General features: G+C 37.0%; 13 protein-coding genes. 11 read left to right on the forward strand and 2 right to left on the reverse strand.

Annotated features, from left to right (window positions below):
- Positions 1-24 precede the first annotated feature (24 nt).
- The 10 genes from CDG55_RS08125 (at position 25) to pyrF (ending at position 8,317) form a co-directional block, all read left to right on the forward strand.
- Positions 25-621 (forward strand): 6-pyruvoyl trahydropterin synthase family protein, encoded by a 597-nt coding sequence (locus tag CDG55_RS08125; protein WP_087535842.1) that lies wholly within the window; start codon positions 25-27, stop codon positions 619-621.
- Positions 622-666: 45 nt separating this feature from the next.
- Complete coding sequence (ung, locus tag CDG55_RS08130) at positions 667-1,380, forward strand: uracil-DNA glycosylase (RefSeq protein ID WP_050040245.1); 714 nt, start codon at positions 667-669, stop codon at positions 1,378-1,380.
- Entirely contained in the window at positions 1,377-2,501 is a 1,125-nt protein-coding gene (locus CDG55_RS08135; RefSeq protein WP_171287548.1) for an enoyl-CoA hydratase/isomerase family protein, read from the forward strand. The genes ung and CDG55_RS08135 overlap by 4 nt, the downstream gene beginning before the upstream one ends.
- A 5-nt stretch (positions 2,502-2,506) precedes the next feature.
- Positions 2,507-3,031 (forward strand): tRNA adenosine(34) deaminase TadA, encoded by a 525-nt coding sequence (gene tadA, locus CDG55_RS08140; protein ID WP_005159927.1) that lies wholly within the window; start codon positions 2,507-2,509, stop codon positions 3,029-3,031.
- A gap of 66 nt (positions 3,032-3,097) precedes the next feature.
- Positions 3,098-3,538, forward strand: coding sequence for an SRPBCC family protein (locus CDG55_RS08145; protein ID WP_005159930.1), 441 nt, complete (start codon positions 3,098-3,100; stop codon positions 3,536-3,538).
- Positions 3,539-3,547: 9 nt separating this feature from the next.
- Positions 3,548-4,228: a (d)CMP kinase gene (cmk, locus tag CDG55_RS08150; RefSeq protein ID WP_087535840.1), complete on the forward strand. Its 681-nt coding sequence runs from the start codon at positions 3,548-3,550 to the stop codon at positions 4,226-4,228.
- A 115-nt stretch (positions 4,229-4,343) separates the two neighbouring features.
- Complete coding sequence (gene rpsA / locus CDG55_RS08155) at positions 4,344-6,026, forward strand: 30S ribosomal protein S1 (protein WP_005159935.1); 1,683 nt, start codon at positions 4,344-4,346, stop codon at positions 6,024-6,026.
- Between the two features lie 156 nt (positions 6,027-6,182).
- Positions 6,183-6,485 carry an integration host factor subunit beta gene (locus CDG55_RS08160; protein WP_005159938.1) on the forward strand — a complete coding sequence of 101 codons (303 nt, stop codon included), beginning with the start codon at positions 6,183-6,185 and terminating at the stop codon, positions 6,483-6,485.
- A gap of 18 nt (positions 6,486-6,503) precedes the next feature.
- Entirely contained in the window at positions 6,504-6,857 is a 354-nt protein-coding gene (locus CDG55_RS08165) for a lipopolysaccharide assembly protein LapA domain-containing protein (protein WP_005159942.1), read from the forward strand.
- A gap of 779 nt (positions 6,858-7,636) precedes the next feature.
- Positions 7,637-8,317, forward strand: coding sequence for an orotidine-5'-phosphate decarboxylase (gene pyrF / locus CDG55_RS08175; RefSeq protein ID WP_005159948.1), 681 nt, complete (start codon positions 7,637-7,639; stop codon positions 8,315-8,317).
- Between the two features lie 22 nt (positions 8,318-8,339).
- Here the strand turns inward: pyrF and CDG55_RS08180 are convergent, their stop codons facing one another.
- Entirely contained in the window at positions 8,340-9,257 is a 918-nt protein-coding gene (locus CDG55_RS08180; protein ID WP_087535839.1) for a lysine exporter LysO family protein, read from the reverse strand.
- Positions 9,258-9,305: 48 nt separating this feature from the next.
- On the reverse strand, positions 9,306-10,820 hold the full coding sequence (locus tag CDG55_RS08185) for a flavin-containing monooxygenase (RefSeq protein ID WP_087535838.1): 1,515 nt from the start codon (positions 10,818-10,820) through the stop codon (positions 9,306-9,308).
- Between the two features lie 155 nt (positions 10,821-10,975).
- Here CDG55_RS08185 and CDG55_RS08190 point away from each other — a divergent pair, with 155 nt between their 5' ends.
- A complete protein-coding gene (locus CDG55_RS08190) occupies positions 10,976-11,995 on the forward strand; it encodes a helix-turn-helix transcriptional regulator (protein ID WP_087535837.1) in 1,020 nt (339 codons plus the stop codon).
- The last annotated feature ends 57 nt before the right edge of the window (positions 11,996-12,052 follow it).

Below are 12,052 nucleotides of genomic sequence, written 5' to 3' on the forward strand. Positions count from 1 at the left end.
TGCAGATATAGATCAGCTTGGTGCATGTTAATTCGTAAATTATTTAAGTTTGAAAATGCTCATATTGTACGTAATTGTTCATCAGATCGCTGTAAGCGTTCGATTCACGGGCATAGTTATAAAGTTGAATTACTGTTAAAAGCCTCAAAATTAGATCATGGGCAAATGGTCTATGATTTTGGTCTATTAAAAGGTGTGATTAAAGAGCTTTTTGACAGTTTTGATCACGCAATTTGTTATTGGCAAAAAGATGATCCTGAATATATTCAAGCGTGTAAAACTTTTAGTGCACGTTGGGTTGCCTTGCCAGTTTCACCATCAGCTGAACAGTTTTCAAGGATTTTCTTTTATCTAGCGCAACAGGTGCTCGCTTCAACCACAACACAGAATGGTGAGGGTGATGTTGAGGTCTATTCAGTGATCGTGCATGAAACTGATACAGGTTACGCACAAAGTTTTTTAGAAGATATTGAAAATGAGCAAATGGGTTTACTTAGCCTAGACCAAATTATTTTTTCAGAGCAAGTACAAGTGGAGTGGAGTGATCCTCAAATGTATGAAAATCTGAAAAATGGAATTAAATTCCAAAATCCAAATGTAGAGTTACAAGTTAACATTTAAGTCAGCAAGATTTAAATGTTGGGGTCGTTATTTCAAGGAATGTTGATGCAATTTACTGAACAGCAGCAGGAAAAACTTAATAAAGTTCAGTTGGATGAGTCATGGAAAATCTCTTTGTCAGAATTTCTACTCAGTCAGAAAATGGATCATTTAAGAGAGTTTCTACAGCAACAAATCCTTGCTCAGAAAACGATTTATCCACCTAGCAAGCAAATTTTCAATGCATTGAATACAACCCCGTTACAGGATGTAAAAGTCGTGATATTGGGTCAAGATCCATATCATGGCCCTAATCAAGCCAATGGTCTAAGCTTTTCTGTACAAAGAGGGGTTGCATTACCACCATCTTTGCGTAATATTTTTCATGAATTACATACTGATCTCACAGTGCCGATTTCACGTCATGGGGATTTAAGTAAATGGGCTGCTCAAGGGGTATTGCTATTAAACAGTGTACTCACTGTTGAAGCAGGACAGCCAACTTCTCATCAAAAGCAAGGCTGGGAAGAATTTACTGATGCTGTAATTGATGTGTTAAATGAACAGCGTGAGCATGTTGTGTTTATCTTATGGGGTGCTTATGCACAACGTAAAGGACAGCGCATTGATCGAAATAAACATCTAGTGTTAACAGCAGCTCATCCATCACCACTTGCTGCAAACCGAGGTGGTTTTTTTGGCTGTAAAGTATTTTCTAAAACAAATCATTATTTGAAACAACATGGCATTGAGCCAATAGACTGGCAACTGGACGCATAATGAATTCTCCCGATTTAAATAGTTATCACCCAGATTTAATCATCGAAAACGCTAAAAATGGTTGGCGTATTGTTCGTTTAAACCGACCAAAATCTTTACATGCACTTGATGAGTCAATTGTGAGCGCTTTATTGAAAGTATTTGAATATTTTCATGAAGATGACAGTGTTAAAGCAATTTGGTTTGATTCAACCACACCGAAAGCATTTTGCGCAGGTGGTGATGTTCGTAAACTCCGTCAACTTGTCATTAATAATGAAGTAGATACGGCAAATAAGTTTTTTGAACAAGAATATGCGCTTGATTTATTGCTTCATAACTATGCTAAGCCAATTGTAGTTTGGGGTGAAGGTTATGTCATGGGTGGTGGTTTAGGCCTATTCATGGCTGCGCCATTTCGTCTAGTTACACCTTATTCACGTCTTGCAATGCCTGAAATCAATATTGGCCTCTATCCTGATGTAGGGGGGAGTCGTTTCCTTGCAGATCGTGGTCAAATTGGGCTGTTTACAGGTTTAACGGGTTCAATCATGACTTCAGCTGGTGCTTTTAGCATTGGTTGGGCAACTCATATTTGTGAAGCACAGCGAGATAATGTTCTTCAAAAAGTTTTGAATGTGGATTGGAATCATTATCCTGCGGGTACTTTCCGTGCAATCGATGATACTTTAAATAGTCTACATCGCCCTGTATCATCAGGTCCGTTACAAAATTCAATCGATGTGATTCATAGCGTATGTCGTGGTCAAAGTTTTGAGTATGACTATCAAGCGATTATTGGTTTGAGTGATGCAAGTAGTGATTGGTTACGTCAGGCAAGTGAGAATCTGCAAAAAGGTTCTCCAAGTACTGCTGCGATTACATGGTTGCTATGGCAATGGGGTAAGCAAGGACATGCTTGGGATGAAGTTTTTGCACTAGAATCACAAATCTCTGATTGGAAAATCCGCCATCCAGATTTTGTTGAGGGTGTCCGTGCACGTTTAGTTGATAAAGACTTATCACCAGAATGGAAAGCAGCGGAAAAGATTACATTGAAAGATATTTTATGTGATTGTGCTCCAGTAACTACAATTGATAGTTGGAATGCTTTATTAAGACAATATGGTGTTATTGCTTAAAATCGATGAGTATAGACGTCACAACTTCAGAAAACTTTAATGATGAATATTGGATGCAGCTTGCTTATGAGCAAGCTGCATTAGCTGCTTCGCAGGGTGAAATTCCTGTTGGAGCGGTGATAGTGAGTCAAGAGAAAGTTATTGGTGCTGGTTATAATGCACCAATTAAACAATCTGATCCTACCGCCCATGCTGAAATTCAAGCTTTACGTGCAGCTTGTCAATCATTGAATAATTATCGTTTACCAGATGATGCTATATTATATGTGACGCTTGAACCTTGTACGATGTGTGTTGGCGCACTCATTCATGCTCGTGTCAAAAAAGTAGTGTTTGCTACGACAGAGCCTAAGGCTGGTTCGTTGGTCAGTGCTCGACAATTATTAGAAAATGGCTATTACAATCATAAATTCGTATTTGAACAAGGTTGTATGCAAGCTGAATGTTCATTGCAATTAAGTGAATTTTTTAAACAAAGACGAGAAGAAAAAAAGAAAACTCGGCTATTAAAAACGTCCTTAAATGATTAAAAATGTCTCATTAGTTGTGGCAAACTATGCCTCCGAAGATTTTAGCTAAATCAAAAAGGCAAAGTTATGCGTAACGCAATCACCATACAAAAAGAATTCAACGCACCAATTTCTGAAGTTTTTGACTTATTGTCAAAGCACGCAACTTATAGTAAAGCATTTGCTCCTTTACAAGTTGTACGTGTAAAAGATTCTGCTGATCCTCAGCGTCCAGATGGAATCGGTTCAATTCGCCGTATGGGCTTTGGACCAATCAAGCCTCTTCAAGAAGAAATCACATTACTAGAAGAGAATAAACGTATTGAATATAAATTGATTAATAATCCTTTGGTTAAACACCATCTCGGGCAAATTGATTTTAAAGAAATCACACCGTTTATTACTTTAGTGACTTACAAGATTGAATTTACAGCAAAAGCGCCTTTTGTAAGTAAATTAGTTCTTGCACAACTCAAAGCAGCGATTACACTAGGTTTTTCAAAGTTAGCGAAGTCAGTTGCTTCATAAGAGACGGGAATGACAGTTCATATTATTACGATTGATGGTCCTAGTGGTTCTGGTAAAGGGACCTTGGCAGCCAAAATAGCTGCTTATTATGGTTTTAATCTATTAGACTCTGGTGCTTTATATCGGTTACTCGGGCTGTCATTGTTTCAACGTGGCTTACTTGATCAAATCGACTCTAATTTAGGTCAATGCGTTGAATACGCAACGAATTTAGATATTGAATTTAAAACGACTGAGGCTGCGACTCTTGTTTTACTAGAAGGTGTAGATGTCACAAATACCATTCGTACTGAACAGGTCGGAGAATATGCCTCTAAAGTTGCAACTGTTCCTGAATTAAGAAAAGCATTATTTGCGCGCCAACGTGCATTTATTCAAGCCCCTGGTTTGGTAGCTGATGGACGAGATATGGCGACATCAATTTTTCCAGAGGCTCAAGCTAAAATATACTTAACAGCATCGGCTGAATCTCGAGCAGAGCGTAGAGTAAAACAGTTGCAGGGTATGGGTCTTGATGCTAAAATAAGCGACATTTTATTTAACATACAGGCTAGAGATAAAAGAGATATGGAGCGAGCTGTTGCTCCGCTCAAGCCAGCTGAAGACGCGTATATCATTGATAGTTCTACAATAGGCATCAATGAAGTATTTCAGTTAATGGTGAACTATATCGATAGCCGTATTCAATAGATAGACCATTTTATTTTCAGTTGAAGCATTGCTTGATCAGATTTTTTGGACAATGTAACAACTTAACTAAACCGGCCTTGTCTGATCCAAGACCGCGGACTTTATCAGGTATATCATGACCGAATCTTTTGCAGCCCTCTTTGAAGAAAGTGAATTAAACCTCAACGTTGAAAAGGGTGCAGTCATCCAAGGTACTGTTGTTAGTATCGATTCTGACTGGGTTACTGTTGACACTGGCCTTAAATCTGAAGGCGTAGTTGACCGTGCTGAATTTTTAAATGAACAACGTGAACTTGAAGTTCAAGTTGGCGATACTGTTGACGTAGTTGTTGAAGCGCTTGACAACGGTATGGGTCAAACAGTTTTATCACGTGAAAAAGCGAAACGTGCTGAAACTTGGACTAAACTTGAGAAAATCTTTGAAGACGGCGAAATCGTTACTGGTGTTATCTCTGGTAAGGTTAAAGGTGGTTTCACTGTTGACATTGGTCCTGTACGTGCATTCTTACCAGGTTCTTTAGTTGACACTCGTCCTATCCGTGACACAACTCACCTTGAAGGTAAAGAGTTAGAGTTCAAAGTAATCAAACTTGATGCTAAGCGTAACAACGTTGTAGTTTCTCGTCGTGCAGTTATGGAAGCTGAATCTTCAGCTGACCGTGAAGCATTACTTGCTCAACTTGAAGAAGGTCAAACAGTTACAGGTACTATCAAGAACCTTACTGATTACGGCGCGTTCGTTGACCTTGGCGGTATCGATGGTCTTCTACATATCACAGATATGGCTTGGAAGCGTATCAAGCACCCTTCAGAAGTTGTTGAAGTTGGTCAAGAAGTTACTGTTAAAGTACTTAAATTTGACCGCGAGCGTAACCGCGTATCTTTAGGTCTTAAGCAATTAGGCGAAGATCCATGGTTAGCGATCATGAGCCGTTACCCTAAAGGTTCTATCGTTAAAGCACGTGTAACTAACTTAACTGACTACGGTTGCTTTGCAGAAATCGCTGAAGGCGTTGAAGGCTTAGTACACGTTTCAGAAATGGACCACACAAACAAAAACATCCACCCATCTAAAGTTGTTCAGATCGGTGACGAAGTTGATGTTATGGTTCTTGAAGTTGACGAAGAACGTCGTCGTATTTCATTGGGTATCAAACAAACTCGTGCTAACCCATGGGAAGAGTTTGCTAAAGCAAATGAAAAAGGCGAAAAAGTTTCTGGTACGATCAAGTCAATCACTGATTTCGGTATCTTCATCGGTTTATCTGGTGGTATCGACGGTTTAGTACATTTATCTGACATTTCTTGGAACGAACAAGGCGAAGAAGCTATCCGTCGTTACAAGAAAGGTGACACAGTTGAAGCAGTTATCTTATCTGTAGACGCTGAAGGTAACCGTATCAGCCTTGGTATCAAGCAATTAAACAGCGATCCATTCAATGATTTCTTAGCTGCGAACGAGCGCGGTGCTTTAGTTAAAGGTACTGTAACTGCTGTTGATGCTAAAGGTGCTACAGTTAAATTAGCTGATGACATCGAAGCAACGCTTAAAGCTTCTGAAATCAACCGTGACCGCGTTGAAGATGCAACTAAATTCTTAGAAGTTGGTCAAGAAGTTGAAGCGAAGATCATCAACGTTGATCGTAAATCTCGCTCTATCAACTTGTCTATCAAAGCGAAAGACGAAGCTGAAGAGAAAGAAGCTGTGAACAATGCTCGTCAAGCAGCAGCAGCTCAAGTTTCAGAAGCTAATGGTCCTAAGACTATTGGTGATTTGATTAAAGCTCAAATGAAGTAATTTGTTAAAAGGTACATTTCTTGTAACAGAGATGTACCTTTTTATACAAAAATACTGCAAACGGTAGCGTAGTATCGATGTACTGCGCTACCGTTTTGTATTTAAACAGGTTATTATTAAAATATTGAAAAGTAGCAATAATTAAAGAGGTCAACGATGACTACTGACGCACTTAACAAATCTGATTTGATTGAACGGATTGCCCTTAAAAACCCTCATTTGGCAGAACCGTTGGTCGAAGATGCAGTTAAAATTATGATTGATCAAATGATTGAAGCACTTTCGAGTGGCGATCGTATTGAGATTCGTGGTTTTGGCAGTTTTGCATTACATCATCGTGAGCCACGTTTAGGGCGTAATCCTAAAACTGGTAAATCAGTTGATGTTGCAGCAAAAGCTGTACCGCATTTCAAACCAGGTAAAGCACTTCGTGATGCAGTAAACGAGACTTTTGATTAATAAAAAATTGAGGTGTTCATGCGTTATATTCTTATAGCATTACTCATCGCCATTTTTGGTTATTCACTTGCTCTAGTTTTACAAAATCCAGCAGAATTAGAAGTAAACCTATTGTTTACTCAAGTTCCTGCAATGCGTTTAGGTTTATTGCTTTTATTGACTTTGGCATTAGGTGTCGTGGTCGGTTTGCTTCTAGGTGTTCAAGTATTTCGTGTTTTCCAAACGAATTGGGAAATTAAACGATTACGTAAAGATATTGACCACCTCAGAAAAGAGCAGATCCAACTTGCTCAGCAAGCAGCCGCAGAAGCTGCTGCAAGCGTAAGACATGAAAAAACTGTTTTAGATGTTTATCCGAATGATAAGATCTAATAGTTGAATTGCTATTTAGTATTGAAAATGGCTATTTCACAATTGAAGTAGCCCTTTTAGTTTTTGATTAAAAAACACTTAATTAATTTTAATTTCATTTTTCAAGTTCAATTCAAGCTGATCCATAAATTGATTAAAACCATTAAAACTTTTTCTACTACGATTAATGCAGTTTCATTCATTTCTCGCGTTATAGGCATGTTTTCAAAAACGTTTGATTCGAGACCAAGCCTATTAATTCGTAAGATAGTTTACGGCTAGGTGACATGTCATCACACCAAATAAATCTAAGGGTGTTGGTAAGTTTTTGTTTATTGTTGAGTTCGAGTGTTTTTAGGTCATGCAAATACCAAGGCTAATGATTAGCATCTTCTTTACAGTGAACATTGATTGCCTCTTGATATTCATTCTGCGGAAAATTAAAGGGCAGTACATATTTATTTAAACCCGCAAAGCTCATTATAAAGTGAGCAAGATTGGGCAAGAATTTTAAGCGCTGTTGTATGGGTATTTCTCGATTTTTCAAAATCTTAAAAAATGATGGTGACTAAATTGATGCCTTTTTATGCCTATTGCAGTTTTAATCGTTTTCATTTTTAACCTTATTCGTTTTTAATTTATTTTATGATTAAAATTTAATCAAATTTTACTATTTGGTATGTTTTAGTTTTGTTGTTGCAACTTAAATGTAAGAAGTAAAAATGTGTTGAATGAAATTTTACACTTAAATTAAAACCTATTTATAATAGCGACTTTGAATCAACTGGGAAGAAACGCTCTTGAGTATCATTGTTGCACTAGATGCAAAAAGCGAATATGACGCTTTAACGATTGTGGATCAGCTTGATCCTGCTTTATGTCGTGTCAAAGTGGGCAAGGAACTTTTTACTCATGAAGGTCCAAGTGTTGTTAAAACTTTACAAGATAAAGGCTTTGAAGTTTTCCTTGATTTAAAATTTCATGATATTCCGAATACAACTGCTCAAGCTGTTTGTGCTGCGGCAGATCTAGGTGTGTGGATGGTCAATGTTCATGCGTCTGGCGGTCGAAAAATGATGGAAACTTGTGTTGAAAGACTCAAAGCAGGCAATTATCAAACACAACTAATTGCAGTTACTGTGTTAACTTCTATGGGGCGTGAAGATCTACGTGATATTGGTTTAGACATCGAGCCAGTAGAGCATGTCAAACGTTTAGCTAAATTGACTCAAGAAAGTGGTTTGGATGGCGTAGTTTGCTCAGCACAAGAAGCTAAGATTCTTCGTGAAATGTTGAATGCTGATTTTGCATTAGTTACCCCAGGCATTCGTCCAGAAGGGTCAAATGCAGATGACCAAAAACGTATCGTTACACCTAAACAAGCTATGCTTGATGGTTCGACGCATTTAGTGATTGGTCGGCCGATTACAAAGGCTGAACGTCCAACAGAAATGTTGAAGTCAATTTTGGCGTCTATCTAAGTTTATTTAGTTTATAAATACCTTAGAACTTGAGATTTAAGAATAGGCTGATTAATAAAGGCGCAAGAAGCGATAAAATTAATCCGCTCATCATTGCATGTGGTACGTAATGCGTGCCACATGACTGTTTAACCATTGCAAGGGTGACATCCATTGAGGTTGCTCCAGCACTTGAAATCGCTGAACGTGGAAAACGCCAGCCTAGACAATACATAAGAAGAATGGCGAAAATTTCTCTGAAGAGGTCGGTTAATAAGGCAATGCCACCAAGTCGTGCTGAATGTAATTCAGTGAATAGAATGCCAGACATTGAGTACCATCCATATCCCTGAGCTAAAGCCATTATTTCATTTAAGTTAAAGTGATTAGATAAAATTAAATAATTCACGATTGCTGCTAAGCATGAACCAACAAAGGCTGCGGCGGGAACCAATAGTACTTTCCAACTTAACCAACTACGATCAAATTGCGTAAAAGCAAGCTCAATGCCAATCAAAAAGATAAATATGAGTAATAAATACCAACTATTAAATGCAATTTGTAGATTAGATTGAGTGACTAGTATTCCAAGTAAAATCCCTAAACCTAATGCTAGAAATGCTTTAGCGATATTATTGAGTGCATTGATAAAGAGGTGTAATGAAATTTTTCCTTGTATGCTTTGACGATCAATCAGTTTGTAAGTAATCAGACAGATAAAGAAAGAACCAACTGATGTAGTAAATGCAATTAATAATGCAGGTGGTAATATTGCTGCTGGATCTGAGATATGATTCAAAGCTTGAGTCAGTTCAAATGCAACACTCATTAATAATAAATAAGAAAAATAGGGTAAAATTTTAAATACAAATTGTTTAATTCGCTGTGATAGTTTTCGGGCGAGAAAATAGCCTAAGCTTATTGCGATAAAAATTTGGAAGATAAGAACAAAAGATTGCATAAAAAAAAGCAGGTTACGAATAACCTGCTTATTATGAAGAATTATTGGTTAGGCTGCATTGTTTTTTGCATTTGTTGCTGTATGAATAAAATTATAGTCAGCGACATTTACTTTACGTGTTTCTAACCAATATTTCCAAGTATATGTTGGCCATAATGAGAAGTTTTTACCATCGGCTGCTTGATACCAACTACTGCATCCACCTGCTTGCCAAACTGTTCCTTTGAGTTGTTCCTGCACACGATTATTAAATTGATCTTGTACCTGTTGTTTAATCTCAACAGCTTGAGAACCTGTTTTATCTACGGTTTGAATCAATTGCAAAATATAATTCACTTGAGATTCAATCATAAAAATAATAGAGTTATGACCTAAAATCGTATTTGGACCTAAGAGTTGGAATAGGTTAGGGAAGTTTTTCGTACTAACACCATAGTAGCTTTCTGCACCATCTTTCCAAGCTTGCTTAAGTTCGATTCCATTACGACCAACACAATCGAAATGCTTTAAGTAAATACGTGGGTCAGTAATGAATCCCGTACCATAAATCAAGCAGTCAATTTGGCGTTCTTTACCGTCTTTGGTAATAATGCCGTTAGCTGTAATTTCCTGAACGCTATCAGTAATTAATTCAACATTTTTACGGTTGAACGTTGGGAAGTACTTATTTGAAATCAAAATACGCTTACAACCCATAACGAAGTCTGGTGTAAGTTTTTTAGCGAGCTCTTTGTCTTTGACTTGAAAGCGGATAAATGCTTCTGCAAGCTTTTGACCATATTTCATGATCTGTGGTTGTACGATAGGTACGACACGTGATTCGTTGCTCCAATACAAACGAGTACGATGAATTTGACGATAAATATTTGAAGCTTTAAATAAAGATTTGCTTAATTGTGAATATTTACGTTCATCACGTGGAATGACCCATGCGGCAGTACGTTGGAATACATAAAGCTGTTTCACTTCTTGTGCAATCTCGGGGATATATTGAATTGCACTACCACCAGTACCAATAGAAGCAACAGATTTACCTTCTAAGCTGTATTGATGATCCCATTGTGAAGAATGGAAGACTTTACCTTTAAACTTTTCAATTCCTTTTAAGTGAGGAATTTGCGGAACGTGTAGGGGACCAGAAGCAAAAATAACAAATTGAGCTTCAATGGATGGTTGATCTTTAAAATCTAATAACCAAACATTACGATTTTCATCAAACTCAGCATGAGTAACTTCATGATTGAATTTGCAATAATCTTTTAATCTATATTGTTGAGTAATATCTTGGATATATTCAAAAATTTCATCAGCTTCAGCGTAACGTTTTGACCAATCTGTTTTGGGAGCAAACGAAAGTGAATACATGTGTGATTGAACATCACAGGCAGCACCCGGGTATTGATTTTCACGCCATGTGCCACCAACGTCATTGGTTTTTTCTAAAATTACAAAATCATTCATTTGACTTTGTAATAGTCGAATAGACATTGCTAAACCACCAAAACCTGCACCAATAATTGCAACTTTAGTTTTTTGAATAGCATTTTGGGGTACATCACGCATAGTCCATGCCCTACACATCTAAATTTTATGCAAGTTTAAAGGTTTTGTAGAGATTAAATATGATTGTATAGACGCAAAACTTGATCATTTCGGCAATTCATTTATTCGTATTTTTATAGTACAACGTTAAAGTTTTGGGAATTACATTCGGAATTATGAAGAGATCTATCCTCGGATTGATGTATTTAATTCAAGGCATGCGTCATGTGGGCATTGATGTTGATGCTCGTTTAGCAGACATGGGAATACAAGCCGAAGCTTTAGATCCGAGTTCAATTATTCCAGATGAAATTGAATGGGATATTTTACAGTATATTAGTCAAGATATTTCTCCTGAACAAGGCTTAATCATTGGTCAACATTATGCGCTTGCAGGGTATGGCCCATTCTTGATGCTGCTTGTTACAAGCGATACTTTACATAAAGCTCTGTTAAATGGTGTGCGATTTCAGCAATTGACACATCTGTTTGGTTCATTACAACTAAATATTAAAAAAGATTACATCCATTTTCATTATCAACCAATTGATTTAAATACACATTTAGGATTATTTCGTGCTCAATCTGAAATCTCAGGAACTTATAAGTTCTTACAAGATATTTTTAAAATGATGGGGCTTGAAATCCCTAATATTCGTATTGAATTACCTTTTAAAGCACCTAAAGAATTAGAATTAATAATGGCTTATCAAGACTATTATGGTCAGGATGTAAAATTTGAATGTCAGCATGCCTCTTTTATTCCAGAAAATACTGACATTTTAAATATAAAAATACCATCTGCTGATGTTCTTACTTACCGTGTCTATGAAGAAAAATGCCTACAAGATCTGAATAAATTAGAGCGAAGTAGCCGTGCAAAGTTGACCATTTTAGAATATGTCGAGGAATATCTTGAAATGCAAAATGGTGTAATACCTACCATGTCTGAAACAGCATGTGCATTAAAGATTCCTGAGAGGACTCTAAGACATAAATTGCAGCAAATGCAAACAAGTTATAAGGAAATACGCGAAAGGCTCATTAAGCATAAAGCATTAAAGTTTATTGAAAATAGTGCGTATTCAATTGAGCAAGTTGCGGAAATGTTAGGTTATTCTGAACCTGCTGCATTTAATCATGCGTTTAAACGATGGTTTGGTCAAAGTCCAAGACAATATAATCGTAATCATTAAAATGATTAAAAAATGGTACATTATGATGTTTAAACTCCATGATAATTAAGCCTAAAA

This window comes from Acinetobacter sp. WCHA45, assembly GCF_002165255.2.
GTDB lineage: Bacteria > Pseudomonadota > Gammaproteobacteria > Pseudomonadales > Moraxellaceae > Acinetobacter.

Bases quoted from the DNA above. Each gene is read 5' to 3' on its own strand.
- CDG55_RS08165 (WP_005159942.1), top strand. From the start codon at position 6,504: ATGCGTTATATTCTTATAGCATTACTCATCGCCATTTTTGGTTATTCA.
- CDG55_RS08125 (WP_087535842.1), top strand. From the start codon at position 25: ATGTTAATTCGTAAATTATTTAAGTTTGAAAATGCTCATATTGTACGT.
- cmk (WP_087535840.1), top strand. From the start codon at position 3,548: ATGACAGTTCATATTATTACGATTGATGGTCCTAGTGGTTCTGGTAAA.
- ung (WP_050040245.1), top strand. From the start codon at position 667: ATGCAATTTACTGAACAGCAGCAGGAAAAACTTAATAAAGTTCAGTTG.
- CDG55_RS08160 (WP_005159938.1), top strand. From the start codon at position 6,183: ATGACTACTGACGCACTTAACAAATCTGATTTGATTGAACGGATTGCC.
- CDG55_RS08185 (WP_087535838.1), bottom strand. From the start codon at position 10,820: ATGCGTGATGTACCCCAAAATGCTATTCAAAAAACTAAAGTTGCAATT.
- rpsA (WP_005159935.1), top strand. From the start codon at position 4,344: ATGACCGAATCTTTTGCAGCCCTCTTTGAAGAAAGTGAATTAAACCTC.
- tadA (WP_005159927.1), top strand. From the start codon at position 2,507: ATGAGTATAGACGTCACAACTTCAGAAAACTTTAATGATGAATATTGG.
- CDG55_RS08180 (WP_087535839.1), bottom strand. From the start codon at position 9,257: ATGCAATCTTTTGTTCTTATCTTCCAAATTTTTATCGCAATAAGCTTA.
- CDG55_RS08190 (WP_087535837.1), top strand. From the start codon at position 10,976: ATGAAGAGATCTATCCTCGGATTGATGTATTTAATTCAAGGCATGCGT.
- CDG55_RS08145 (WP_005159930.1), top strand. From the start codon at position 3,098: ATGCGTAACGCAATCACCATACAAAAAGAATTCAACGCACCAATTTCT.